The following is a 25,995-nucleotide window of genomic DNA, read 5'->3' as shown; positions in this document are numbered from 1 at the left end:
GTGTGGTTGTTTTTTTGGTGGGGGGGGGGGGGGGGGGCCTGGTTGCGGCGAGTCGTTTTTTTTTTTTTTTTCCCCCCCCCCCCCCCCCCACTACCGGCATACGGGCACTACAGGCGTGGGGTCAGCCGCGGACGCCGAAGTCAACGCGGTCGGCGAGACCAGCGGCGGCAAAGGCCGCGACGAGCTCGTCGCGGCCCTCGGTGAAGTGGGCCCAGCTGTCGTAGTGGACGGGGACGACGCGGCCGGCGTCGAGGATCTTCGCGGCCTGAGCGGCCTGGGCGCTGTCCAGGACGATCACCTTGCCGTCGAAGACGTCGGGGAAGCGGGGCGCTCCGGCGAAGAGCAGGGCCGTGTCCACCGGGGCGAAACGCCCGGCGATCTCCCTGACCGCGTCGAGTGAGGCATTGTCGCCACTGACATAGACGGTGGGCAGATCCTCGCCGGTCAGGACGAATCCGACGACCTCGCCGCAGATCGGCTCGACGTCCTCGCGCTTGCCCGGTCCGTGGATGGCGGGCACGCCGGTGACGGTGATCGTGCCGGGTCCGCCGTCCCGGCGCTCGAGCTCGATCGACTGCCAGTCGGCGAGGCCAGTGGCCGCCTGCCCCAGACGCTCCCCACCGCCGGGAGTGGTGAGCGTCAGCGGGACATCGGCGAGCAGGGCACGTCCGGAGACGTCGAGGTTGTCGGCATGCTCGTCGTGCGAGAGCAGGACCACGTCGACGCGGCCGAGATCGGCCGGGCTGCCGTCAGCCGCCGCCGTCTTGGTCAGCATGACGGCCGGTGCCTGGTGCTCGCCGGGACCGTCGAAGGTCGGATCGGTGACAAAGCGCAGGCCGCCGTACTCGAACAGGGCCGTCGGGCCGCCGAAGACGCGGACAGGGAACGGGACGGTCTGCAGGGTGGGGGAAGACACGAAAGAAGTTCCTCACGGATAGATAGCGCATTAACCGTGAGGAACTGTAGGCGTGCCTCACGGATGAATGCAACCCGTACCATGAGGAGCGTGGAAGAGTTCGTGATGGAAGAAGCAGTCCTACCGTCGGCGCCGGGCGAGGCGGAGCACCCCGCCCTGGCCCTGGCCAACAGCGCCCTGGCGCTGCCCGGCGGGCACACGGCCGACCTCCTGGGCACCCCGGAGCGGGCCGAGCAATGGCTGGCGCAGCGCGACCTCGCCCCAGCCGACGCCGGCCTGGCGGAGGTATGTGCCACGCAGCTGCGCTCGTTGCGCGAACAGCTCAGGTCGCTCCTGGCCTCCCGTGTCGCCGGGCAGCCCGCCCTGCCTGCCGCCGTCGCGGCGGTGAACGAGGCGATGACCCGCGTCCCGACGGCATCTCTGCTGCTTTGGGACGAGAAAGCCGGCCCCTACCGCGCCGCACCCCACCCCACCACCGCGATCGTCGAGCATGCCCTGGCGGTCATCGCCGCCGACGCGGCCGACCTGCTCACCTCCCCCGACGCCACCCGCCTGACCGCCTGCGCCTCCCCGCCCTGCAACCGCTTCCTGCTCAAACACGGGCGCCGCCAGTGGTGCTCCACCCGCTGCGGCGACCGCGCCCGCGCCGCCCGCGCCTACGCCCGCCGCACCCCGACGGACTGACGCCGCACGACCTGCCCGCCACAGCCATATCTGCACGTTCCCGGCGTACCTGCTCTGCGGCTGGCGTACGAGCCAGGACCCCCAGGCCGCGCCTGGACCGAGCTCATGGCCCGACGCGGCCATCAAACAGGCGAACCTGCACAACCGGCGGCCCCTGCACCCAGTCGTGAACAGCATCATTTGCTCACTGCGAAGAAGCGCCCAGACATCCTCCGCCACCCGCTCATCCCACCCAGTTGCTCGCCCTGGGCCCTGGTGTGGGCAAGGCGGTAGAAGGCGGTGCCGGTCTCGATGATGGCTACGTTGAAGGTGAGCCGGTCCACGATGGCCGCGCAGAGCCGCGGATCGGTGAAGGTTTTCGTCCACCCATCCGGGGCTGGCACCTGTTCCTTTTCGTGGATCGCTGCTGCCACCGGCCCGCATCCATCTCCTGCGGTCCTCGTCGGTCTTCGCGGTGGCGCTCGGTTTCCCCAGGTGCCGCCTTGACCGGACAGGTGCGAGGAACGTGTGCCCGTGACATCCCAGTTGCGGGTGATCGAGGGTAGTACCGTCCCGCTGAGCCGGTGACCGCCGATCCGTGGGAGTTCCAGGCCGAGTGCGTCGAGGCGTTCGTCGCCTCGTGGCGGGCCCGCGGGTTCAGCCCGGTGACGGTCGAGAACGACATCGGCCTGCTGGAGCGAACGCTCACTGCGCTGGGCCGGCCCGCGTGGGACGTCACGCCGGAGGACATCGACCGCGTCGTCGGCGATCTGGCCCTCGCCGGGCGGACGGCATCGACCCGCCGCGAGTATGTGCAGATCTTCAAGGGCTTCCACCGGTTCCTGCATGTCCGCAAGGCCGTTGAGATCGAGTCCGGGTTCGGTGTCCGTCTGGTCTGCCCTGGAACAAGTTCAACGCCTCGCGGCATGTCGGGGACGACTCCCCGGCTCAGCTGCCGCCGCCAGCCCCGGAACGGGTGGCGGAGCTCTTCGCCTTCCTCAAGGACCGGATCGCCACCGCCCACAAGTACGGACCCGCCGCCCGGGACTATGCAATGTTCCGGACCCTCTATCACGCCGGCCTGCGCTCAGAGGAAGCATCCCTGCCGGAGCGTCCCGACGCCCTCTTCTCGCGGAGCCCGTTCGGAAAACTTCACGTACGTTTCGGCAAAGGCGCCCGCACCTCCGGCCCCAGGCCGCGCTGGGTGCCCCTGCTGGACGGCCTCGACCTCGTCCTGCACTGGTTCCTTGACGACGTGCGGGGCAAGTTCCCCTGTGCCCCGAAGGTGGACGATCTCTTCGTGTTGGGCGGCGAGCCTGACCAGGGCCTGAGTACGGAGTTCCGCAAACGACGGCCGCGATCGGCTGGCAGCGAGCAGATTCGGCGCACCCTCGCTTGGTTCATCCGCCGCCGACCATGGGGCCCACTGATCCTTTCGGATTGTGCGGGATGTTGGGCCAGTCGGAGTCCGGTGCCGGCGAAGCGTTCATCGCTCAGTTTGGGCAGCTTAGGCGGCCCCGCCGAGGCCAGCGCGGCCGTTCCGCCCTGACGCCAGGCCCGCCGCCAGCGCTCCACCGACCGCTCACTTACCCGCAGTTCCTTCGCAATCCCCGCGTTCTTCTCACCCCGCACGAACCGTTTGCCGGCCTCGAACCGGATCTACTCCCTCAAGCTCCGTCGCTCGGCGGTCAGCCCGCCGCCCTGTGCGCAGCGCATACCTCCGGCCTTCCGCAAAGATCACCACCCGTCACCCTTACCGACAGCATCCCGAACAGATCAGTAACCATCATCCGCCGGGCAGGCAGCACAACCCTGGGGCTACGACCACGCCCCCGCTACAACGGTGTTGAGCGTGTCACGGCCGCCTCACGCGCGGCCCGACCGTCACGCGGTACGAGATCGAGCTCGGCCCGGCCGTGAAGGTCGAGAAGATCACGGCCCTGGCCAAGAACATCGCGTACGCGGTCGCCAGCCCCGACGTCCGCATCATCAGCCCCACCCCCGGCAAGTCCGCGGTCGGCATCGAGATCCCGAACACCGACAGCGAGATGGTCAACGTCGGCGACGTGCTCCGTTTGGCGGACGCGGCCGAGGACGACCACCCCATGCTGGTGGCGCTCGGCAAGGACGTCGAGGGCGGCTACGTCATGGCCAACATCGCCAAGATGCCGCACACCGCCGAGGAACGCATCCCGGACGTCCCGATAGCACCCCGAACCCCACGCGCTTTAACTGCTAGAGGGACACACTGTGAACATCCGCAGGCTCGCGTCCCGACGACGCCTGTGCGGCGGAGCCGACCACCGCCCGCCGTGGCCGTGGTCGGCGCGTCCGTCGCACCGAAGGCCGTACGTCTGCGACCTGGTGTGCGGAGTCCGTTGGGGTGCGGTTCACCAGCCGGACAGGCCCGGCGCTGCCGTGTCGACCTCCTCCGCGATCTGTGCAGTGATCAGCGGGATCTGCCGGTCCCAGTAGAAGTGGGCGCCAGGGAAGAAGTGCTCACCGATCAGCCGGTCGGCGCCCTCACTCCAGGCGCGCAGTTGTGCGCGGCTGACGACATGGTCGTCCTCGCCACCGAACAGCGAGCAGGGGACAGGGATGCGGCTGCGGTCCTCGGGACGGGGCCGCCATGTCTCCACCAGCTTGAAGTCGGCACGCAGCCGGGGTTCGTAGACCTGCCAGATGTCCTCGTCGTCCAAAATCGCTTGCGGCAGCCCGCCCATCGCGGCAAGGGCCGAGCGGAGCTTCGGCGAGGGCAGGGTGTGCAGCGGGGCACCGCCGAAGGGCGGCTGCTCATCAAAGGGTGCCTCGCAGGCGGAGATGCCCAGCCACACAGGCAGGTCGAGGCCACGCTCGACGAGCTGGAGCGTCATCTCGTACGCGGTGAGTGCGCCCATGCTGTGGCCGAAGAACGCGAACGGGGCATCCAGCAGAGGATGGATGCCCTCCAGCAGGAACGCGGCCAGCGCGGCGGCGTCCTCCCGGGCCGGCAAGCCGCTGAGCGGTCCTCGGCCGGGCGCCTCCATGAGGCAGATGTCCCAGTCATCGGGGAAGTGCTCGACCCAGTCGGTGTAGGCGAGGTGTGAGCCACCCGCGTGGTGTAGGACGAACAGCCTCAGTGCGGGGTCGTCGACGGGGCGGGGGCGTATGGCGGCTCTGACGGCGGTGGTCGTCATGGGGTCCTCTCGGTGTGGATCGCGCGGAGCATGCGGGTGAGTACCGGGCCGGTCCCGACCTCCTGGAACTCGGTGTCCGGGTCGGTATCGAGTAGCCGCTCAACGGTCTCGCGCCATCGCACAGGATGATCGATCTGCTCGGTCAGAAGCCGGGTCGTGTGCTCGGCGGAGTAGGGCTGCGCGGTGCGGTTGGCGTACACGGGGAAGCGGGGAGCTGCGAGCGGTGTCCGGGTGAGCAGCTCGCCGAACTCGCGGGCGGCGGGCGCCATGTGAGTAGTGTGGAACGGCCCTGAGACCTTCAGCGGCCGTACCGCCCGGGCGCCGGACTCCTTCAACAGGACCGCGGCCGCCTCCAGCTTGGCCGCGGGTCCAGCCACCACGGTCTGGTCGGCCGTGTTGAGGTTGGCCACTTCGACCGCTTCCAGGCCTGCGCGGCGCAGCAGCAGCCGGATGACGGCCTCGTCCATGCCGATGACGGCGGCCATGGCCCCGTTGGTGATCCGCGCCATCGCGCGTGCGCGGGCGGCCACAAGGCGCAGCCCGTCGGTGAAGCCGAACACTCCCGCCGCCTGCAGCGCGTTGTACTCGCCCAGGCTGTGTCCGATCGCGGCGTCGGGATCGGGCTGGCCGTCGCCCCGCAGTGCCGCGAGGGACAGAGCGTTCACCGCGTAGACGGCGGGCTGGGTGAACTCGGTCCGGTCCAGGCGCTGGTGAGGGCCGGTCAGGCAGAGGTCGCGCAGTGAATAGCCAAGTACGGCGTCGGCCTCGGCCACGAGGTCGGCGAAGCGGTCGAAGAGCTCGGCGCCGCCCATGCCGACGCGCTGCGCGCCCTGCCCGGCGAACATGAGGACTCGAGTCACGGCAGGTCCTTTCGTACGGGCGGGCAGGACGGTGCGGCGTCTCGCGGGGCGAAGCGGCTGTCGGCGGTCTCGTGCGACGCGAACCGGCTGTCCGCGAAGGTCAGTGCGGGCCGGTCGCTGAGTACACCGAAGGCCTCCGCGCGGCCGACGAACAGCGTGTGGTCGCCGGCCGTGTGGGTGGCGTGGACCGTGCAGTCGAACCAGGCGACCGCCTCCATCAGCACCGGAGCACCAGAGAGGTCCGCTGCCCGCCAAGGAAGGCCGGTGAAGGAGGCCGCGCCGGCCGGCCGCGCAGGGTCGGCGAACCAGCGGGCGTCAGCCTCCTGGGTGTCGGAGAGCACGCTCACGGCGAAGGCACCGCGGGCGAGGATCCGGTCGTGCAGCCGCGAGCCGCGACCGAGGCCGACCATCACCAGATACGGGTCCATGGACACGGTGGTGAAGGAGTTGACGGTCGTCCCGTGCGGTTCGCCGTCCTCGGCGAGCGCAGTGACCACGGTGACTCCGGTGGGAAAGCGGGCCGCGGTGCGGCGGAAGCGGTGGCGGGGTACTTCCGACTCGCCCGGTCTCGTGGCCGCGGTGGGTGCGGGCGCGCTCACGCGGTCAGCCTCCGCAGTTCGTCCAGCGTGCCGAGACCGTCGAGGACGGTCTTCGCCGGCAGCCCGAAGTCGATGAGACAGGCGGTCTCGTCAACGCCGATCGCGGCGAGGCGCTCGACGATCCGTGCGGCCTTCGGCACGGTGCCTAGCAGACCGCCGTCCTCGAAGTAGCGGTCGAAGGCACGGGCCGCCAGGAAGTCGAGGTCCTTGTCGCGCAGCTTGGTCGGGTCGAGTCGGCGGGAGCCGTGGGCCTGGGAGCCGAGAAGCAATCCCACGGAGGTGCGTAGATAGGAGGTGAGGGGTGCACGCACCAGCTCGCGTACGGCGTCCTCATCGCGGTCGAGGTAGGTGTGCACCATGACGACTACATGGCCTCGGGAGCCGTCGGCGTCGGGGCGAGCGGTGTATGCGTCGCGGTAGGCGGCGATCTTCTCGGCGAGTTCGTCGATGTCCTGGCCCAGCAGATGCGTGAGCACACCGGCACCGAGCCGGCCCGCGTTGCGGAAGGTCTCCACGCCGCCCGCGCTGGTGATCCAGACGGGCAAGTCGGCCTGGACCGGACGCGGGTAGGAGCGCACCCGCCGCGGCTCGCCCGTGCCGTCGAGTACCTCGCTCTCCTCGCCGCGCCACAGGGCGCGGACCTGAGCGACCGTCTCGAGGAGGACGTCTCGGCGGTTCTCGTAGGTCTCGGGGCGCAGGGCGAAGTCGGTGGCGTGCCAGCCGGAGGCGAAGGCGAGTCCGGCGCGGCCGCCGGAGATGTTGTCGACCACCGACCACTCCTCGGCGATCCGCACGGGGTGGTGGAGCGGTGCCACGACGCTGCCGGCCCGCACCGCGACACGGCTGGTGACGGCCGCGATTGCGGCTCCTGTGACGGCCGGGTTCGGGTAGAGACCGCCGAAGGCGTGGAAGTGCCGCTCGGGAGTCCATACGGCGGTGAAGTCATGGCGGTCGGCGAAGCGCGCGCCTTCGATCACCAGCTCATAGCGGTCCGCGCTGTCGGCCGGTGCTGTGCTGTCGTTGCCGAAGTAGAACAGGCTGAAGTCCATGAGAACTCTCTGTGTGTGTCGATCTGATGCCTGACTGGGTGGGATTACGCCACCTCGGCGGGCTGCTCGGACTGGGCGGGCCCCGGCGGCTGCGCAGGCGCGGCGTGCTGCGTGGCACTGGCGGGCCGCTCGGGGCCGCCCGGCTCCTCGGGTGTCTCAACCGCACGCGAGCGCTCGGCCCAGCGGGCCACAGCCGGGGTCGCCAGGCCGCCGGCGAGCAGGATGCCTGCGAACAGAAGCCAGCCGGGCCAGCCCCAGCCGATGATCACGGCGGTGGTCAGGGCGGGCGTGACGGCGGCGCCGACGCGCTGGGCCAGATTGAACATGCCTTGGTACTGGCCGTGTGCGTCGGCCGGTGCCAGCTCGTACGACAGGGCCCAGGAGCCGGCCGAGTGCAGCATCTCGCCGCATACATGCACCACGGCACCGACCACGAGACACAGCGCGGCGACCCAGGCGGGTTGCCCCGCCGACAGCGCGAAGCAGGCGCAACACAGGGCGAGCAGCATGCCGGAGCGGCGCATGGCGCGGGCGCCACCCGCGATGTCCTCGGCTCCCTTGCTCATCCGCACCTGGAACAGCACGCACATCGCCGTGTTGATGAAGATCAGGCCCGCGTAGAGCGACACGGGCGCGTCGGTGCGTTCGGCGATCCAGATGGGCAGGGCCACCGTGAGCAGGGCATCGGTGCCCAGGACCAGGACCGCGTTGAGCACTGCGACGACCACGAAGGGCGCGTCGCGCAGGACATTGCGGCGCTCATCAGGGCGTCCGGCATCGGCCGCGCGAGCGGCAGGCAGCGGCAGGCACATCAGTCCGGCCGCCACGAACAGGGCGCCGGCCGCGACCAGCAGCCCGCGGTACAGCGCACCGGAGTCGGCCGCAAGAGCGATGGCGCCCGCCAGCGTGCCGACGGACAGACCGACGTTGATGACCGACTGCAGATAGGCACGAGCCCGTACGCGCTCGGCGGGCGGGAGCGCCTCGGCGATCAGTGCGCCGCGGGCCGCGGCACCGCCCGCGTCCATCACGGCCGACAGGGCGACCACGGCGAGGAAGGAGATGAACCCGCCGGTCAGGGCGTACGCGCACACGGCGATGCCCTGGGCGATGCCGAAGGCGACCGAGGTGTTGCGGGAGCCGAGCCGGTCGGAGAGGTGTCCGGCCGGAATGCTGGCCAGCATGGCGAGGACCGCGGCGACGGTCATGCCGAGACCCACGCGGGCGGAATCAATGCCCACGGCCCGGATGAAGAACAGCACGCTCACCGACAGCAGAAAGCCGTTCGCGACGGTGCGGGCGAGATTGCTGACCGCGAGCACCCGTACCACGGGCGATGGCGGCTTCAGATCGCGCAGCAGGGCGGCGAAGTTGATGGCCATGCCAGTCAGCTCCCTTCGGGGGTGTAGCGGCGCGTCAGGGCCGGGCGGTCGGTCTTGCCGTTGGGGTTCAAGGGCAGGGCGTCGACGTGCTCGTAGCGGCGCGGCACCATGTGAACCGGCACCTGCTTGCGCAGCCAGAGCATGAGGTCGGTGGCCTTGAGCGGATCACCGGTGTGCACGGCCACCAGCTCGGTCTCGGCCGGGCCCGGCACCGCGAGGACGACCGCGTCGGCGATACCGGGGTGGCGGCGCAGCGCGGATTCGATCTCGCCGAGCTCGATGCGGTAGCCGCGGACCTTGACCTGGTTGTCCAGGCGTCCGAGATGGGTGAGGGTGCCGTTCTCCCAGCGCACTCGGTCGCCGGTGCGGTACCAGTGCTCGGCGGTCAGTGGACCCGCGCCCTGGTAGATCTCGGCCGGCTGTCCACTGCCCGGGGTGTGGGCGAGAAACCGGCCGTGGTCGTCCGCCGGGTCGAGGTACCCGTCGAAGCGCTGCGGGCCGCGGACGCACAGCTCGCCCTCGTCGGCGGGCAGGCCGTCCTCGGCGAGGACCACATGCTCGAGGAAGGGGTAGACGGGGCCGATGGGAATGGTGCCGTTGGACGTGGCGGGCCAGTCGGCTGTCTCGGCGGCCAGGCGGAACTCGGTGCAGGCGACGGTGAGTTCGGTGGGCCCGTAGACGTTCTCGATCCGGGCCTTGGGGGCGGCCTCGGCCCACAGCTGGGCCTGGCGTTCCGTGAGCTGCTCGCCGATGAAGATGCCGTAGCGCAGTCCGGTGGCCTGGCCCGCGGGCAGTTTGCCGAGGCTCGCCGAGACCGAGACCACGGAGGGCACCGAGAACCAGTGCGTGATGCGCCGGTCCTCTACGTACCGGATGGGCTCGAGGAGTTCGCTGCGCTGCGGCACGACCAGCGTGGCGCCACCGCCCCAGGTGACGAACAGGTCGAAGACCGACGGGTCGAAGGTCAGGTCGAAGGTGTGCGAGACACGGCAGCCGGGGCCGACCTCGAAGCGGTCGATGTTGTGGGCGATGTATGGGGCGAGGTTGCGGTGCTTGATCGGCACGCCCTTGGGGCGCCCGGTGGAGCCGGAGGTGAACAGCACGTACGCCACGTCGCCGGGTGCCGTGGTGCGCTCGGGCAGGTGGGTGGGCACGGGAAGCGCAGCGGTCTGCTCCTCGGACAGCCGCACGACGGTCACCTCGGGCTCGTCGACGGCCAGTTGCGCGGCACCGCGGGCGTCGGCGAGCAACACGTCGGCGCGGGCCAGTTGCCACACCGCGCGGTTGCGGGCGACCGGGTAGCCCGGGTTGAGCGGTGTCACGGTGGCGCCGAGGCGCAGTGCGGCGAGGTAGCCGGCGAATGCGGTCAGGCTCCGGGAGGCGAGCAGCGCGATCCGCGTGGGTGAGGTCCCGCCGTTCGCCGCGAGCAGGGCCGCGGCGACGGCGGCGGCACGATCGTCGAGCGCGCGGTAACTGTAGGTGGTGCCGAGCACTTCGAGGGCGGGCTCGTCGGGGTGGTCCGCCAGCGAACCGGCGAACCAGTCGTAGAGCGTGCGGTCGTATGCCGCCGGGTGGACGGCAGCGATGAGGTCGGTCATCGAAATCCTTGTTTCGTCAGGGAGTTCATGGGTGGTCCGCGCGGACCGGGCTGTCGCTTCGGCCCCGCGGCCGGCCAGTCAGCTCGCTCCGGCGGCCGTGGTGAGCAGCTCCGCGTAGCCCGGTCGGCGGGCCACGGCGAAAGCGAGGCTGCTCAGCAGGGTGTCCGGGCCGGGGCGGGGGTCGCGGCCCGCGGCCTCGAGCCAGGGCTGCCAGGCCTGTGCCTCGACACTGGACGCGCCCAGCACGAGCCGGCCCATGTCCCGGATCGCGAGCGGATCGAGCGCTTCGTTCTCGCGGTCGAGGGCGCGCAGCGCGACGGCCCGCTGCCACGCGCGCTCAGTGACCGTGCGGGTGGGCCGGTCGGCGCTCGCGAGCAGGTCGAACAGGCGCTGTGTGGTGAGGGTCTCCTCCCCCACCAGGTGATACGCGCGTCCCTCGGACGCGGGCGACAGAGCCAGCTGGGCGATGGCACGGGCCGCCAGGTCCACGGGGCTCACGGCGAGCGGGCGGTCATCGCGCGGGTGGACTCCCGCGGCGAGCGAACCGGCGATCAGCCTCCACAGCGGGTGGTCGGGGTCACACGCTCCGCTGTTCTGCGCGCCGAGGAGCAGACCGGTGCGAAAGACCCGTACCCGCATGCCGTCCCGCTCCGCTCGTTCGGCGAGCTGCTCGCCGATCCAGGCGGCGACGGCGCCGCCTGGCATGCCGGGTCGCAGCGGCTGTTCCCGGCTCTCCTCGATCCGGGCTTGCTCGCCGAGACCGGAACCGCAGGCGCTGAGCGTGGACAGAACCGTGAGGTCGTCGATGCCGTGCTGCCGCATCCAGCGCAACAGGGAGGCCGTCACCAGCACGGTTTCCTCGCGCAGTTGGTCGTACGTGCCGGTGAGGCCGAAGGGTGCACAGGTGTGCACCACACGGGTGATCCGGCTCGCGAGCCGCGGGTCGTACGCGGTCCAGTCGCGCTTCTCGTCGGTACCCGCGGGCAGCACTTCCACGCGCTGCGGGTCGGGTTCGGGCAGCGCACAGGCGACGGCCCGTGCACTCAGCAAGGCGCGGCCCTCGTCCTCGTCGTCCGCGGGGACGACGCAGTGGACCAGGCCGTCGGTGCTGCGCAGCAGTTCGTACAGGACGAAGGTGTCCAGGAACCTCGTGGTGCTGGTCAGTAGGGTGCCGCCGGCCCCGGCGCGGGCCGCGGGCGCAGTCGGTGTACCGAGGTCGAGCGCGAGGTCGGCACTAATGAGGTCGTCGCCGTCGCCCGTCTGTTCGGCGGCGGTCGGGGTGCGCAGGATCTCGGCCATACGGCGAACGGTCGCCTCGGCTCCGCCCGCCCGGTAGACGTTGATGTCCACGCCGAAGGACTTCCGCACGGCTGCCTCGATCCGCATGGCGGTCAGCGAGTCGCCCCCGTAGGAGCCGAAGGTGTCCTCGGGGCCGAGCTGTGCGTGACCGAGCAACCGGCGCCAGATGGCCAGAAGTTCGCGCTCCACGGCGTCGGCACCGGCCGGTACCTCGCCCTCCTGCTCGGCCGGTGCCTCGGTCTGCGGAGCCGTCCCGCCGAGCGGAGCCGCGATCGGCGGCAGGGTGTCGAGGGCCCAGTAACGACCGCGGGTGAAGGGGTAGGTGGGCAGCGGCACACGACGGCCTGTGGCTTCGGGCAGCGCCTCCCAGTCCACTGCTGCGCCGCGCTGCCAGGCGGCGGTGAGCGCGGCTTCCAGGTCTTCGGTCCGTACGCCACCGGCGCTGTCCGGCAGCACGTGGCGATCCGGAGCCGGCTCGCCGTGGCCGAGGAGGATCGCGAAGCGGTCGGCGCGCGGCGGCTGTCCGGGGACGCCGATCTCCGTGCGACCGCGCAGGGCCGCGGTGAGCAGCGCGAGCACCGGGTGGTCCGGGGTGTCGGCGGGCGGCACGAGCACTACCTTGCGCACGACCTTGACCGGGTCGGTCGGGGGGTGGTCGCGCAGCGCGGCGGCCACGGCCCGCGGGTTGTCCCCGGTGGTCTCGATGACTCTGCGATACGCGTGTGCCGTCCGGCCCACCCGCAGGGTGTGGGCTGCGTCGGCGAGCGCCGGGGCACCATCGGTCATCAGGGTGTCGGCCAACTCCTCCGCCAGAACCGTCAGTTCTTGCGCGGTGCGGGCAGAGATCAGCAGGCGTGCCCGGTCACGTACTGGGGCACAGGTGCGCTGTGGCTCGGGCGGCGGGCCGAGTACCGCGGTGGCGTTGGTGCCGCCCAGCCCCATTGAGTTGACCAGGACGTAACTCTCATCCTCCGGCGCCACCCGGCCCGCGTCGGCGCTGATGGTGAACGGACTCTCGGCGAGCACTCCCGGGTTGCGGGGGCGCTCGAACAGCGGATGCGGCGGCAGCGCGCCGGTCCGTGCCACCTCGACCGCCTTGATCAGACCGGCGATTCCGGCGGCCGGGCCCGCGTGCCCGATGTTCGCTTTCACGGAGCCGAGCGCACAGAATGCCGTGGGCGCGTCGGTGCGGTCCGCTGTGGCGCGCAATCCCGCGGTCAGGCCTCGCAGTTCGATCTGATCGCCGAGCGGTGTGCCTGAGCCGTGGGCCTCCACGTAGCGCAGTTGATCGCCGCGGACCCCGGCGACGTCCAGCGCCGTCGCCACCACGTTGGCCAGGCCCGAGGGGCTCGGTGCGGTGAAGCCGGATCGGGCCGCCCCGTCGTTGCCGACGGCGGTGCCGTGCAGCACCGCAAGGACGGTGTCGCCGTCGCGCAGGGCGTCCGAAAGACGCCGCAGCGCCACGACACCGACGCCGGAGCTGAAGGAGGTGCCGGTCGACCGCGCGTCGAAGGGGCGGCAGTAGCCGTCGGTGGATTGCAGGCCACCGGGGTGGTGGCGGTAGCCGAGCAGCGGCTCGTTGACGGAGGCTCCGCCCGCGAGCGCCAGGTCGCACTCGCCCGCGCGCAGGCTGAGGACCGCGTAGTGCACCGCGGTCAGCGACGAGGAGCAAGCGGTCTGGACCCCGATGGACGGGCCGCGCAGCCCGAGTTTGTAGGCGACCCGTGAGGGCAAGAAGTCGCCCAGGCCACCCAGGTGCAGGGCGACGTCGTCGACGGCGCCCATGATCCCGTCGGTGTGGGCGCGAACGGCCTGCAGAGCGGCCATGTAGGTGCTCGGGCTGCCGCCCGCGAACACTCCCGTGACGAGCCTTCCGCCCGAGGGTGCACGTCCGGCTGATTCGAGCGCCTGCCAGCATGCTTCGAGGAAGATCCGCTGCTGCGGGTCGGTGGCCGCCGCCTCTGCCGGCGAGTAGCCGAAGAAGTCGGCGGCGAAGGCACCGGCGTCCGGTACGGACGCCGCCCGGCTGACAAAGTCAGGTGCGTCCAGGGTCTCCTGGCTTAGACCGGCAGCCCTGAGCGCGGCCGGATCGAGGTCGCGGACCGACACCCGGCCCGCGGCGATGTTGGCCCAGTACTCCTGCGGGCTCCAGGCATCGGGGAAGCGGCAGCCGATGCCGATGACGGCGATGGGACCGTCGTGGCTCACGCGGAGTCCTCCTCGAGGAAGGCCACCTGGGCGTCGATGGTGCTGTGTTCGAACAAGTCGGCGGCGTCGAGGTCCTGGCCGGTGAGCTCGGACAGGCGCTCCATGAGGACCATCAGGAGCAGTGAGTCGCCCCCGGCGTCGAAGAAGTTCACGTCCCCGGCGACCTCGGCGCCGTCGAGGACCTCGGTCCACAGGGCAGCCACCTGGTCGGTGAGGTCGGCGGGTGCCTGCTGGGTGTCGGAAGCGGGAGTGAGCACGGGGTTCTCCAGATCGTCGGCGAGGTCGGCGGCGGCTCGCGCCAGGTCGGTGAGGAGCCCTTCGGCGGTGGCACCGTCGAACAGGGCGGTGAGGTAGGTCAGGGAGAGGTGGTAGCGGCCCGGTCCACCGGTGACGGTCAGCTCCAGCTCGTACTTGGACTTCAGGCGGGGCGGGGTGACGAACCGTGCGCGGACCGCCTCGCCGAGCGCGGGCGGCTGCGGAGGTTCCTCGGCCGCGGTGAGGTAGACGGGGGTGACGGCGGGCCGGCTGAGGTCCCGGTCGGGCTGCAGCGCCGCGGCGACCAGGTCGTACGGAGTGTCGGCGTGCCGGTAGGCCGACAGTGCGGACTCGCGTACGCGGCACAGGAGTTCACGCCAGCTCGGCTCGCCGGTCAGATCGGCCCGCACAACGAGGGTGTTGACGAACATGCCGACGGTGGAGGCTCGGGCGGCGCCGTCCCTGGCCGCCCACGGGAAGGTGAATAGGAAGTCACGCTGTGTGCCGCGCCGGGCGAGTGCCGCCCCGAGCAGGGCGACGCCGAGCATGAACGACGTACAGCGCAGCTCGGCCGCAGCATCCCGTAGCCGGTCGGCCAGACCGGCGGGCAGGGCGAGTTCCCGTTGGTCCGCCTCGACGGTCTGAAACGTGCCGCGGGGCCGGTCGTGCGGCAGCTCGATATCGATGGGCGCCTCGCGCAGGGAGGCAAGCAGGTGTTCCAGCGCTGTTGCATCCGGAGCTGCCGGTTCGCGTACGGCGGCGGGATGACCGGCGTGCGGCAGGTTCGGCTCCGTGCCATGGGTCAGGGACCGGTACAGCTCGGCCACGTCGGACAGAACGAGGTCGAGGGACCAGCCGTCGGAGACGAGGTGATGCACCCCGTACACGAGCAGGGTCCGCTCGGACCCAAGCCCCACGATCGCGCCCCGCGCGGGGGCTTCGGCGGCGAGGTTGAAAGGGGTCCAGCACACCTTCGCGAGGTATTCCTCGCGCTCCGCCTCGTTCCACAAGGCGGCGTCGGCCGAGGCGACCTGCGGCGGCGGGCCGTCGGTGCGGTAGACCACCCGGCGGGCCCTGGTGTCCAGACGAAAGCGTGAGCGCAGTCCCGGGTGGCGAGCCAGGGCGCGGGCGAAGGCCTCCCTCAGAAGCGGACGGTCCACGGGCCCGTCGAACTCCACGATGCCGGGCGCCAGATAGGAGGTCCGCACGTTCCGCATCCGGTCCAGGGACCACAGCCGCTGCTGCACGGGGCTCGCGGGGTGCTCGGCACCGGGGTCGAACTCGATGTCGCTGTCACCGGCCGGCGTTGCGTTCTCGAGAGCGCGGGCAAGACCGGCCACGGTGGGATCGGCGAGGAAGGTGCGCAGCGCCACGGGCGTCCCGTAGCGGCGCTCGGCCTCGGCGACGACCCGTACGGCCAGCAGCGAGTGCCCGCCCAGGGTGAAGAAGTCGGCGTCCGGGCCGGGGAGCGCCTCGGGCTCGCAGGGCGCGCTCCCGCGGTCCGCGCCCCGGCTGCGGGTGAGCACGTCGGTCATCAGGAGGGCTGCTCTGCGCTGCATCGGGGTCAGGTCTACGGGTCCGCTCTCCTCGGCCGCGGACAGCGGCCGGTCCCGCTGGGCCGCCAGGGCCTCGAAGTCGACCTTGTCGTTGGCGGTCCGTGGAAGTCCGTCGACCACGTACACCTCGCGTGGCAGAACTGCGGGCGGCAGCCAGCGTTGCAGTGGCCTGACCAGGTCCTCGCGGGAGGGTGGCTCGGCGCCGGAGGCGAGTTCCACATAAGCCACCAGCGCGGGCGGTGATCCGGCGGCGTGCACTGCGGCCATCGCGACGGATGGATGCTCCTCGATGAGGCGGACGACTTCGGCCGGCTCGACGCGGTTGCCCAGAATCTTGAGCTGGTCGTCGGCGCGGCCCAGATAGCCGAGTTGGCCGTCCTCGCGCAGCACCACTAGATCGCCGGTGCGGTACATATGGGCTTCCGGACCGGCGCCGAACCGCTCGGCGTGCGGATCGGGCAGGAAGGCCGTGGCCGTCTGCTCGGGCGCCGCGAGGTAGCCGAGCGCCACACCCGGACCTGCCACATACAGCTCACCAGGGACCCCCGGTGGCAGTTCCTCGCCGCACGGGCCAAGGGCGTACGCACGCATCCCGGGCAGCGGCACGCCGATGGCGGGGGTCTCGTCCGCGGCGGGATCGACCGGCGCGTAGGTACTGTTGCAGGAGGCCTCGGTCGGGCCGTATACGTTGACGATTCGCGCGCCCCAGCGCGCCGCGCACTCGGTGGCGAGGCGCTGTGGCAGGGCCTCACCGCCCGAGTACACGACTCGCAGTGAACTGCCCTGCGCGCCACCGGAGTCGGCCTCCAGCATCGCGTGCAGCAGGCTCGGCGTGAGCGAGCCGGCGACCGTGGCGCCCTCGGGACCGCGCACCAGGCTCAACAGGGCGCGCGGGTCACGCCGCTGCACATCGTCGGCGACGACGAGGCGGGCGCCGGCGAGCAGGGTCTCGACGACGTTGAAAGCGGCAGGGTCGAAGGCAGTGCCCGCGGTCAGGAGCAGCCGGTCGTCGGGGCCGAGACCGCAGTCGTCACCCCACCACAGGGCGGTGGCGAGCAGACCGCGGTGCGGCACGAGGACGCCTTTGGGGCGGCCGGTGGTACCGGAGGTGTAGATCACCGCCGCGGGGTCGTCCGGTCCCGCCGCGGCGGCCGGTGGAGTGAACTCACCAGGCAGTGCTCGGAGTTCCTCGAGGAGTTCCGGCTTGGCGAGGGTGTCGAGCCGGGCGAGCAGGTCGGCGCCCTCGGCGCAGACGAGGACGGTGTCGGCAGCGGTCTGTTCGAGGATGTACGCGATCCGTGCCACGGGGGTGTCCATTGCCAGCGGCACGAAGGCCGCACCGGATCGCAGCACCCCGACCCATGCGGCGACGAGAGCCGGGCCCCGGGCGGCGAGGACCGGAACGCAGGTTCCGGGACCTGCCCCCTCGGCACGCAGGCGCGCGGCCACCGCGCCGGACCAGCCGGCGAGTTCACCCCAGGTCAGGCTGCCGCCCGCACATTCCACGGCGATCCGCTCGGGGTCCGCGGCGGCGAGCACCGACTCCAGTGCCTCGGTGACCGTGACGGCCGGGAAAGGGGCGGCGGCCCGTCCCACAAGGACTCCGTGCGGCAGCGCGCCGGGAGCCCGCAGCGTGACGGGGAGTTCCTTGACCGGGGTGTTGGGTGCAGCGACGGCCGCGGTGAGCAGCGCCACGTAACTCTCGGCGATGCGCCGGGCCGTGGCGGCGGAGTAACGGTCGGTGGCGTACTCCACCGTGCCGGCCAGTCCGCCGCCGGGCGCGTACTCCAGGACGAACGAGAGGTCCTGCTTGGCCGTGCCGGTCGGCAGCAGTTCGGGCGGCGACCACCGCCCGCCGGTGCTCGCGGCTGGGGCGTTCTGCAGGATGAAGCCCACGTCGGCGAGCCCTTCGCCGCCGAGGCGTGCGGCGAGTTTGTCGAAGGGAATCCGCTGGTGCGTCAGGACGCGGAAGGCCTCTCCGCGTGAGTCGGCGCACAGCCGGTCGAACCCGGCCTCGGGGTCGGGAGCGCACAGCAGCGGGACGGTGTTGACGAAGAACCCGATGAGGCCTTCGACATCGGCGCTCGGCCGGTTCGCCGCGACGGTGGAAAGCAGGAACCGCTCCCGACCGCTCCACCGCTGGACCACAGCCTGGAACGCGGCGAAGAGCACCACGAAGGGCGTGACCCTCAAGGTGCGCGCCAAGTCCGTCACGGAGGAAGCCAATTCGGCGGGCAGCGTGAAGCGGTGCTGCGCCCCTTCCCGGTCACCCTCCAATGCCCGCTGCCGCGGCTGGCAGGGGCCGAGCGCGAGGTCACGGCCCGCAGCCGGAGCGAGGACGACGGCCCGCTGCGCGACCAACTCCTCAAGTGCGGCTTCCGTCGAGGCTTCCCGGTCCCGTAGGGCGAACTGCGCATACTGCACCGGGAGCTTGGGAAGGTCGATCCGGCCCGCGTTGGCCAGTGCCTGCTCGTACGCCGAGGCCAGGCCCTCGTAGAGGGCGGGCAACGACCAGCCGTCGACGGCGATGTGATGGATGTTCAAAAGCAGGGTGCCGTGCCCGCCGTCCGCGTGCTGCCATACGGTGGCGCGCCACGGCGCCTCGCTTCCCAGCGCAAAGGGGACACGGGCGCGGCGCGCCACCTCGTCCGGATCCGGTTCCGCGGCGGCGACCACCTCCAGCGGCACGGGACCGGGTGTGCCGACGACCTGCACTGGGCGGCCGCCGCGCATCGCGTACGTGGTGCGCAGGACCGCATGCTGTGCAGCCAGTGCTTCTAGCGCACGCGCCAGAGCGGGGAGGTCGATCGGCTCATGCCAGCGGGTGAGCAGGGGCACGTTGTAGACAGGGGATTCGGGGGCCGCCTGGTGGATGAACCAGAGCCGTTCCTGGGCCTGCGAGAGGGGGGTGTCGGTGACCTCGCGGCGTGCGGGCGCCGGTGGGCGCTCAGGCGCCATCAGTGGTTCTCCTAACGATGGTTCAGGACAGTGCGGCAATGCGGCGGGACGGCTGCAGGGCCGCTACACGGCGGTTCGCCTGGCACGCCCACATGGCGGTCCGGCCCGTACGGCCAGATCCGCGGCTGCGCGATGAGATGGGAGCCCGCGGCCGGGAGAGGTTGCGGACGTCTGTGCTTGATGGCTGGTCGGATTCAGACCTTCGAGGCTCGGCCCAGCTGGTCCGCCAGCTCGGCGAAGCTGGGCGTGAGCAGCACGTCGGTGGGGTCGAGGCGGATGCCCAGGCGTTCACCGATGCGGAACGCCGCCTGCGTCGCCAGGATCGAGTTGCCGCCCAGGCCGATGAAGTCGTCGGTGGCCTGAACGGCCGACGAGCCGGGAAGGCCGAGGAGTTCGGCCCATACTTCGGCGACGACCGTACCGGCCGGGTTGGTCGCGGCTGGCTCTTCGGCAGCCGCCGGGGTGGTCACGGCAGCTTCGGCGGCCTCGGCCAGCACGGATTTGATACGGGTCCGGTCGGCCTTTCCGGTGGAACCGAACGGCAGCTCGGCCAGCGGCACCCACAGGGCGGGCAGCATATAGGCGGGCAGCCCCTCCGCCAGTGCTGCGGCCAGCTCTCCGGCTGCCGCCTCCCCCGATCCCGCAGGGCGCAGGAAGGCGCCCACCAGGCGGGCGGTGTGCCCCTCGCCGTGCTTCTCGACGAAGGCGGCCTCGGTCCGGCCGGTCGCGACGGCGGCCTGTTCGATCTCCTCCAGTTCGATACGGAAGCCGCGCAGCTTGACCTGCCGGTCGGCGCGGCCGACGACCTCGTACTGACCGTCCGGCAGCTGTCGAACGCGGTCACCTGTGCGGTAGATGGTTCCGGTGGCGCCATCGTGCGCCGTGTACGTGACGTAGGAGCGACCGGTGCGCTCGGGGTTGTGCAGGTAGCCGCTGGCCACCGAGGGGCCACCGACACAGAGTTCACCCGTCTCGCCCGGGGCGACAGGGCGCATCTCTTCGTCGAGCACATGCAGCCGCACCCTGCGCACCGGCTGCCCGATCGGGATCCGGGTACGCCCGGCCAGCGTTCGCGGCGTGCAGGTGAACGTCGTGACGAACACGGTGGTCTCGGTGGGCCCGTAGATGTTGAGCAACAGTTCGGGTCCGCCCGCGGCGAGCACACGTTCAGTAGCGGCCAGGTCCATCTGCTCACCGCCCACCAGGAGTTGGCGCAGGGAACCGAGCGCCGCAGGGGCTTCGCGGGCCACCATATGGAAGAGCGAGGTGGTCAGCAGCGCAGTGGAAATCCGTTCGGCGACGAGGAGGCCCGCCCATCGCTCGAGGTCGGTCTCGACGACGGTGGGCAGCACGATCAGCGGTGCTCCGGTGGTCAGGGCGCCCCAGACCTCCCAGGTGAAAGCGTCGAAGGCCGGGTTGGCGAGCTGCCCGACTCGGTCGCCGGAAGTGATTGCGCCGGGCTGTGCGGTGTCGGCCACCAGGTCGTGCACGGCGCCGTGGGGTACGACGACACCCTTGGGAACACCGGTGGAGCCCGAGGTGTACCCCACGCATAGCGGGGCGTCGTCGGCCACGGTGACGTCGGGGGCATCGAGCGCCCCATACGGGTCGTCCCCGTCGACGATGGTCAGGACGGGCACACCAGCGTCAGCTCCCAGCGGCCGGTCACGGTACCCCTCACCCCGGCCCACGATGATGGCCGCCACTCGGGCGTCCTGAAGAATCGCGGCTACCCTGTCGGTCGGCGCCTGGCCATCCACCGGGAGATAGGCGGCCCCGGCCCGGACCACCCCGAGCGCGGCGACGATGAGATCCGCGCTGCGGTTCAGGTCGAGCGCGACGACGTCACCGGTGCCGATCCCTCTTCCCGCAAGCCGAGCGGCCACAACGCCGGCCTCCCGCCACACCTCTTCGCGGCTGAGTTCACGCCCGGTCAGTGCCTCACGCACGGACAAGCTTGCCGAGCCGTCCCTCATGCGCTCGGCGACAAGACGGTGCACTCCCCCGGTACCGCTGCGCAAACCAGCCACAGGCCATGACGGCATGAATCTCCCCCAAATTTGCTGCGAGTGCCCTACCCGGGCAGAGGACGCCTGCCCAGGGCATGAATGAACGCCGGATCACCCGTGGCGCAAGAGTCCCGGGGCGCGGGGAAGGGTCCGGTAGAAAATGGGGCGAAGCTGCCCAAACGGGACACTCTTCACCGATAGTTTTCCGCAATGCGGAATACCTATTCCGTCTGACGGTAGGCTATGATCCGCTCCTGATCATGTCAACAGCAAAACAGGGGACGGGAAATGACCGAGAGCCACGTCGCACTAATCACCGGTTCGTCATCTGGAATTGGTGCAGCCGTTGCCCGCCGGCTGGCCGACGAAGGAATGCGAATAGTCGTCAATTCCGCCAGGAGCGAGGCCGCCGGCAAGGAACTCGCGTCGTCGCTGCCGGACGCTGTGTACGTCAAGGGTGATGTGGCCGACCCCGCGGACGCCCAGCGCATCGTGCAGGCGACGATCGACGCATACGGCCGCCTCGACGTCCTGGTGAACAACGCGGGCACGACACGCTTCATCCCACTGAACGACCTCGAGGGCGCAGACATCAGCGCCTGGCGGGAGATCTTCGACGTTAACGTCTTCGGCGCCTGGCAGCTGACCGCCGCCGCCGTTCCTCACCTGCGCGCCTCCGGCTCCGCCTCGGTGATCAACATCTCCTCCGTGTCGGCCACCCGCGCCCTGGGCAGCTCGATCCCCTACGCCGTGAGCAAGGCCGCGCTCAACCACATGACGCGTCTGCTCGCCTCCCAACTCGGCCCAGATATCCGTGTGAACGCGGTGGCCCCCGGACTTGTCGACACCGCCTGGTACGCCGAGGCCGACGAGGTCTGGGAAAGCTCCCGCGACTGGATCACCGCCAACACCCCGCTCAAGCGCGTGGGCACCCCCGAGGACGTGTCCGAGGCGGTCCACTTTCTGATCCGCGCCACCTACACGACAGGTGACGTCATCACGGTCGACGGCGGCCGCCACATCGTCTGATCCGCAGCCATCTCACTCGACGCAGGCCGTGACCTAGTAGTGCTTCGTCAGCTCTGTTCGTTGGTGCTGATCAGGAGCATGTTGGGTGTGTGGACGCCTATGAAGTGGACGGTCTGCGGGCGGCGTTGGGGTTGTTTGTGGCTGATGTGTTCGCCTCGGTGGCGCGTAAGGATCAGCGGGCCAAGGGTGAGTGCTCTCTGCGGGGGTTGATGCTGGATGGTCGGCGCACGTCGATCCAGCCGATGGCCGCCCGTCTGCCGGATGGTGACATGCAGGCCCTGCAGTAGTTCGTCAGCCAGTCGCCGTGGGAGTGGACGCCGGTGCGCCGGCGGATCGCCCAGCGGCTGTGCGCGGTGATCCGCCGGCAGGTGTTGGTGGTCGATGACATGCCGTTTCCCCAGTGCGGGCGGGCCTCGGTGGGGGTGGCCCGGCAGCACTGCGGAGCGCTGGGCAAACGGGCGAACTGCCAGGTCGCCGTCAGCGTGCATGCGGCCACCGACACCGCCACTGCCCGCTGGAGTGGGAACTTTCCCTTCCCCCGGAATGGGCCGACGATGACCAGCGGCGTCAACGGGCCGGAGTGCCCGAAGAGATCAGGTATGCGTCCAAGACCTTGCTGGCTGGCCCTGAGTCTGCTGGACGTGAGCGGTGCCTGGAGGAGCGTTGAACCGCGGCGGTGGCTACCCCGCGCCGAGGCAGTTGGCTGTCCGACGTCGACGAGGGCCCGACCGCCCTGGGCGTCACAGCGGTGTCCGTGGAAGATTTCTGGTTCGGCTTGCTGCCCGCTCCTCCGCCCCGAGCGGACACTCCCGACTGCGGTGAGTGGACGCACGACCAGTGTGTGCGGGGTCTGGAACAGTTCGAGGACACCGAGCGGGCCGTCGATGCGAGCGTCCGGGCCCCGTCCCTAACTGGAGCCCGAGGTTGCCGAAGCTGCCATGCGTTGTCTCGGCTGGATACGGCACGCGGGCGCCCTGCCGGTCTACTGCGTGAGGCAGCAAAAAGCTGGAAAGAACGACACCTGCGCCTGGTGGAACGGATGATCGCAAACCAGCCTGGTACCGACGGCACAGCCGGAGTCGCCTATCTCCGCTCACGCTTGGGCCTTTCGTAAGCGCTTTGAACCGGACCGCCTGCTCTATCCTTCCCGACTTGATGATCCGCTACGAGCTCGCGGGACACACCCGCGTCCACGTCTCGTGCGTGCGCAACCGGTAGTGGTGCGCCGCATCGCGGCTGGGCGATGTGATGGAACAGCTCGGCGAACTGCACGGATTGCCCGCCGCTGGCCTCGCCGAGCAGGGGCCGGAGGGAGGTGAAGTCCTTCTCGGTCAGCGTGTCGAGCAGGGTGAGCAGGCCTTCGAGCTGGCACAGCAGGTCGTGCACCCGCTGCAGCGTCACCTGGGCGCCGCCGGGCACGCCGCCCGTCGAGAGGCGAAGCTGCCGCAGCTCGACCAGGGCGTGGGCGAGGAGAAGCTCCGAAGCTTGATGCACCACGATGAACAGGTGCTCATCGCACCACTGCGAGCCCCGGGCATGCCGGGTACGCGGCTGCTGCAGAGCGAGAAGCTGCGCCACGTGCAAATAGGCCGCGTATGGGCTCTCGACGTCAGCAGGATCTATTTCGTCCATACGATGGACCATGGTCTGACCCACGCTCATGCTCCCCATCAGGCAGCACTTAGCCGTCCTCGATCGCGGCACACCCATCACTGTGACTCGGCCAGAGGTGTCCGCCCCAAGCGGACTGCCTGGAAGAGCACACCTTCCCCCCGCAGGCAAGGAACGAGCGGGGACGCATGCAGGCGTCCCCGCCTCCGGCTCATACTCATCAGGCGGGCGCAGCCGTGGGCCCGCTGGTCACGCCCAACTCGCCGCAGCCAACGGGTAACCCGGACGCAGGACCGGCGTTATGAGGCCGTGGGAATCTGGATGCTGAACAACTTCACCACTCTCGCGCTCGCCGGGCTGCTCGGCGGCGGCGCCGTACTGGCGGCCGTGGTCGGCGCGCTCGTAGTGCGGCGCGGTTTTCCTCACCACGTGAACGGCACGCACAACGAGATGATCGGCGTCGTGCTCGGCATGTACGCCGCGATCTACGGCATCATCCTGGCCTTCGTCGTCGTTGCCGAGTGGGAGGGCCTCAACGCCGCGGAGACCAACGTCGCGCTCGAAGCCAGCCAGACCGCCGAGGTACTGCGTGATGCTTCCGCGTTCCCGGCCGACCAGGAGCGCCGGGTGACGCACGCCGTCGGGGAATACGTGCGTGTCGTCGTCAACGAGCAATGGCCGCTGATGCGCGCAGGAAAGCCCGACCCCGGGATCACCAATCCCGAAGTGACCGCGCTGTACGAAGCGTTCCAGGAATACGAGCCGCAGACCGAGGCCGAGAAGACCTACTACGCGCAGTCCGTCTCGACCCTGGGCGAGATCGCGGGAGCACGCCGTACTCGGCTCGCCGACGCCCAGCAGTCCCTGCCGTCACTCCTCAACATCCTCGTATACGGCGGCGCGCTCGTCATGCTTCCCCTGACCTTGCTCTACGGCATCAGGAGCCTGCGTGCGAACTTGATGTTCGTCGTGTCGGTCGCCGCTCTGATCGGCGTGAGCCTGCTGCTGTGCTTGACGTTGGACCATCCCTTCTCGGGCGACCTCGCGGTTTCGCCTACCCCCTTCAAGGAGGGCGTGCTCGCTCAGTTCTGGCCTTGATCCCGAACCTGCCAGAAGCGGCTCTACGACGCCGTGCGCCGGGCCCGTTCTTCTGCGTCCGCGTCGAATCCGACCGGTTCCCAGCGCTTGGCCAGCAGTGCGATCAAACCCAGTACGGGGGCGGCGAGGATGACCCAGAAGACGTCGGTGCCCAGGCCGCTGCTGAGGATGGGGAAGAAGAACAGGGTCAGCGTCGAACCGAGGCGCAGTACCGCCTGGTTGAAGCCGATGCTGACGCCGCGCATCGACGTGGGGAAGCCCAGCGAGGCGTAGCTCATGATGTGCGCGCCGGGGCCGAAGCCCTGGGCGAACATGAACGCACCGAGCATCAGGATCCCTGCCGCGACAGCGGCCGTGCCGGAGGGGTCCGCGATGAGGCCGAGCACCGTGATCGCGACGAACTGGATCGCGAAGCCCAGCGTCATCATCGGCCAGGCGCCGCGGGTCGATGCCCAGCGGATCCCGAGCAGTCCGCCGGTCAGGGCGAAGAGGAGGTTCAGGGCGAACGAGGAAGCAATGGTGGTCAGCGGGCCCTGCGTCATCAGGGTGGCGATGATGATCGGCAGCCCGAACGCGACCGCGTTGTAGCCGAAGGTCTCCGCCAGACCGACCGTCACCGACTGGATGGTGCGGGTGCGGTACGGAGGTGTGAAGAGCCGCGCGTACGCGGCGAGGCCGGGCTTGGGCGGGCGGGGCGCCTGCGCGGGTACATCGTCGGCGACGCGCGCGTCCACGTCGTAGGACTGCCGGAGGATCCGCGCCGCGCCTTCCAGGTCGCCCTGGTCGGCGGCCCAGGTCGGGGACTCGTTCATGTAGCGCCGGCGCAGCAGCAGTACCAGCAGCGCGGGTATGGCGCCGAAGCCGACGGTGAACCGCCACAGCCAGCCCAGCTGGGCGTCCGGCAGGAGGAAGTACAGCAACATGATCACCAGGTAGCAGCCGCTGGTCGCGGCGTACCAGGCCGGCGACCAGGCAGCCGTACGTGAGCCCTTACTGCCCTTGCCGCGCAGCCGGGAGAATTCGGCGAGGAACGCGATCGCGACGGGGATGTCCATGCCGACGCCGATGCCCATCACGAAGCGCGCCACGATGAGTGTCCACACATCCTGCGCCAGCGCGCACACCAGCGCGGTCACGACGAAGAAGAGCATGTTCGCCATGAAGACCCGGTAGCGTCCGATCCGGTCAACCAGCCAGCCGCCGACGAGAGCGCCGACGAGCGATCCCACGCTGATCGAGGCGGTGACCGTGCCGGCCATGGCGGAGCTGAGGCCGAACTGTTCCGTGATGTCGGGAAGCCCGTAGGCGAGGGAACTCAGGTCGTAGGCGTCGAGGAAGATGCCGCCGAGCGCGATGATCACGATCATCTTGGCGTGCCGGCCGCGAGCCGTGCCCGAGTTGACCAGGTCGGAGACGTCCGCCGCGGAGCGGATCAGAACCGTGCCCGGTGCGGTCGCCGGGATCGTGCTGCCGGACAAGGGGGAGGTGGAGCTCACGAGCGCCTTCCGGGGTGGTGCGGACGTACGGGCGCATCGTCGCATCGGCCGGAAATCGTCCGTACGTACGTCCGCATAGTGGTCACGGCCGTCTGCATCATGGACTAGTCGGTTGAGGGGACTCAGCCGGAGACTCCCGGGCTTTCCTGCCCCATCCGCACGCCAACACTTTGACCATCAGGCCCTCGAATGGCGGAGGGCGGCGGGCAGGCGCAGAGTGAAAGTGGCGCCCT

The 25,995-nt window shown here is 70.4% G+C and carries 18 protein-coding genes and 3 pseudogenes; 7 read left to right on the top strand and 14 right to left on the bottom strand.

The genetic code is table 11. The annotated features are described in order from the left end of the window. Window positions 1-121: 121 nt before the first annotated feature. Complete coding sequence (locus ACZ5U5_RS17450; protein WP_469022155.1) at window positions 122-916, bottom strand: MBL fold metallo-hydrolase; 795 nt, start codon at window positions 914-916, stop codon at window positions 122-124. Between the two features lie 81 nt (window positions 917-997). On the opposite strand from ACZ5U5_RS17450, the gene ACZ5U5_RS17445 reads away from it, so the two are divergent. Further along, window positions 998-1,600 carry an ABATE domain-containing protein gene (locus ACZ5U5_RS17445; protein WP_469022153.1) on the top strand — a complete coding sequence of 201 codons (603 nt, stop codon included), beginning with the start codon at window positions 998-1,000 and terminating at the stop codon, window positions 1,598-1,600. 176 nt (window positions 1,601-1,776) lie between these two features. On the opposite strand, the pseudogene ACZ5U5_RS17440 reads toward ACZ5U5_RS17445, so the two are convergent. Together ACZ5U5_RS17440 and ACZ5U5_RS17435 are read right to left on the bottom strand one after the other, a co-directional pair. Beyond that, window positions 1,777-1,968 (bottom strand): annotated as a pseudogene (locus ACZ5U5_RS17440) (hypothetical protein); the annotation flags it as partial. 763 nt (window positions 1,969-2,731) lie between these two features. Then, window positions 2,732-3,211 carry a helix-turn-helix domain-containing protein gene (locus tag ACZ5U5_RS17435; RefSeq protein WP_469022150.1) on the bottom strand — a complete coding sequence of 160 codons (480 nt, stop codon included), beginning with the start codon at window positions 3,209-3,211 and terminating at the stop codon, window positions 2,732-2,734. A gap of 236 nt (window positions 3,212-3,447) precedes the next feature. Here ACZ5U5_RS17435 and ACZ5U5_RS17430 point away from each other — a divergent pair. Beyond that, window positions 3,448-3,753 (top strand): annotated as a pseudogene (locus tag ACZ5U5_RS17430) (DNA translocase FtsK); the annotation flags it as partial. Window positions 3,754-3,969: 216 nt separating this feature from the next. Here ACZ5U5_RS17430 and ACZ5U5_RS17425 read toward each other — a convergent pair. The 9 genes from ACZ5U5_RS17425 to ACZ5U5_RS17385 all read right to left on the bottom strand — a co-directional run bounded on the left by ACZ5U5_RS17425 (window position 3,970) and on the right by ACZ5U5_RS17385 (window position 20,468). Next, entirely contained in the window at window positions 3,970-4,755 is a 786-nt protein-coding gene (locus tag ACZ5U5_RS17425; RefSeq protein ID WP_469022148.1) for a thioesterase II family protein, read from the bottom strand. After that, window positions 4,752-5,615, bottom strand: a complete 864-nt coding sequence (fabD, locus tag ACZ5U5_RS17420) for an ACP S-malonyltransferase (protein WP_469022146.1) — start codon at window positions 5,613-5,615, stop codon at window positions 4,752-4,754. The genes ACZ5U5_RS17425 and fabD overlap by 4 nt, the downstream gene beginning before the upstream one ends. After that, complete coding sequence (locus ACZ5U5_RS17415; RefSeq protein ID WP_469022143.1) at window positions 5,612-6,214, bottom strand: flavin reductase family protein; 603 nt, start codon at window positions 6,212-6,214, stop codon at window positions 5,612-5,614. The genes fabD and ACZ5U5_RS17415 overlap by 4 nt, the downstream gene beginning before the upstream one ends. Continuing rightward, the gene (locus tag ACZ5U5_RS17410) at window positions 6,211-7,263 is read right to left on the bottom strand and encodes a MupA/Atu3671 family FMN-dependent luciferase-like monooxygenase (protein ID WP_469022140.1); all 1,053 of its coding nucleotides are present in this window, start codon (window positions 7,261-7,263) and stop codon (window positions 6,211-6,213) included. Before ACZ5U5_RS17410 ends, ACZ5U5_RS17415 begins: the two co-directional genes overlap by 4 nt. A gap of 44 nt (window positions 7,264-7,307) precedes the next feature. Continuing rightward, window positions 7,308-8,645 (bottom strand): MFS transporter, encoded by a 1,338-nt coding sequence (locus tag ACZ5U5_RS17405; RefSeq protein WP_469022139.1) that lies wholly within the window; start codon window positions 8,643-8,645, stop codon window positions 7,308-7,310. Between the two features lie 5 nt (window positions 8,646-8,650). Then, window positions 8,651-10,243: an amino acid adenylation domain-containing protein gene (locus ACZ5U5_RS17400; protein WP_469022136.1), complete on the bottom strand. Its 1,593-nt coding sequence runs from the start codon at window positions 10,241-10,243 to the stop codon at window positions 8,651-8,653. A gap of 78 nt (window positions 10,244-10,321) precedes the next feature. Next, the gene (locus tag ACZ5U5_RS17395) at window positions 10,322-13,750 is read right to left on the bottom strand and encodes a beta-ketoacyl synthase N-terminal-like domain-containing protein (RefSeq protein ID WP_469022134.1); all 3,429 of its coding nucleotides are present in this window, start codon (window positions 13,748-13,750) and stop codon (window positions 10,322-10,324) included. Then, window positions 13,747-18,519 (bottom strand): amino acid adenylation domain-containing protein, encoded by a 4,773-nt coding sequence (locus ACZ5U5_RS17390; protein ID WP_469022131.1) that lies wholly within the window; start codon window positions 18,517-18,519, stop codon window positions 13,747-13,749. Before ACZ5U5_RS17390 ends, ACZ5U5_RS17395 begins: the two co-directional genes overlap by 4 nt. Before the next feature lie 194 nt (window positions 18,520-18,713). Further along, window positions 18,714-20,468 (bottom strand): non-ribosomal peptide synthetase, encoded by a 1,755-nt coding sequence (locus ACZ5U5_RS17385; protein WP_469022128.1) that lies wholly within the window; start codon window positions 20,466-20,468, stop codon window positions 18,714-18,716. Between the two features lie 348 nt (window positions 20,469-20,816). On the opposite strand from ACZ5U5_RS17385, the gene ACZ5U5_RS17380 reads away from it, so the two are divergent. The 4 genes and pseudogenes from ACZ5U5_RS17380 to ACZ5U5_RS17365 all read left to right on the top strand — a co-directional run bounded on the left by ACZ5U5_RS17380 (window position 20,817) and on the right by ACZ5U5_RS17365 (window position 22,671). Then, complete coding sequence (locus tag ACZ5U5_RS17380; protein ID WP_469022125.1) at window positions 20,817-21,557, top strand: SDR family NAD(P)-dependent oxidoreductase; 741 nt, start codon at window positions 20,817-20,819, stop codon at window positions 21,555-21,557. Window positions 21,558-21,646: 89 nt separating this feature from the next. Further along, a pseudogene (locus ACZ5U5_RS17375) lies at window positions 21,647-22,093 on the top strand (transposase); the annotation flags it as partial. Continuing rightward, the gene (locus ACZ5U5_RS17370; protein WP_469022470.1) at window positions 21,994-22,224 is read left to right on the top strand and encodes a transposase; all 231 of its coding nucleotides are present in this window, start codon (window positions 21,994-21,996) and stop codon (window positions 22,222-22,224) included. The pseudogene ACZ5U5_RS17375 and the gene ACZ5U5_RS17370, both read left to right, overlap by 100 nt. A gap of 9 nt (window positions 22,225-22,233) precedes the next feature. Further along, window positions 22,234-22,671: a DUF7691 family protein gene (locus tag ACZ5U5_RS17365; protein ID WP_469022123.1), complete on the top strand. Its 438-nt coding sequence runs from the start codon at window positions 22,234-22,236 to the stop codon at window positions 22,669-22,671. Here ACZ5U5_RS17365 and ACZ5U5_RS17360 read toward each other — a convergent pair. Beyond that, window positions 22,641-23,213 (bottom strand): tryptophan 2,3-dioxygenase family protein, encoded by a 573-nt coding sequence (locus ACZ5U5_RS17360; protein ID WP_469022120.1) that lies wholly within the window; start codon window positions 23,211-23,213, stop codon window positions 22,641-22,643. The two genes, ACZ5U5_RS17365 and ACZ5U5_RS17360, sit on opposite strands and share 31 nt — an antisense overlap. Window positions 23,214-23,489: 276 nt before the next feature. On the opposite strand from ACZ5U5_RS17360, the gene ACZ5U5_RS17355 reads away from it, so the two are divergent. Then, window positions 23,490-24,266: a bestrophin-like domain gene (locus ACZ5U5_RS17355; protein ID WP_469022117.1), complete on the top strand. Its 777-nt coding sequence runs from the start codon at window positions 23,490-23,492 to the stop codon at window positions 24,264-24,266. 23 nt (window positions 24,267-24,289) lie between these two features. On the opposite strand, the gene ACZ5U5_RS17350 is transcribed toward ACZ5U5_RS17355, so the two are convergent. Then, a complete protein-coding gene (locus tag ACZ5U5_RS17350) occupies window positions 24,290-25,762 on the bottom strand; it encodes an MFS transporter (protein ID WP_469022115.1) in 1,473 nt (490 codons plus the stop codon). Between the last annotated feature and the right edge of the window lie 233 nt (window positions 25,763-25,995).

Source organism: Streptomyces sp. NPDC033177 (genome assembly GCF_055577715.1).
Note: the sequence above shows the minus strand (reverse complement) of the source record. Positions and strands in the feature narration are given on the sequence as shown.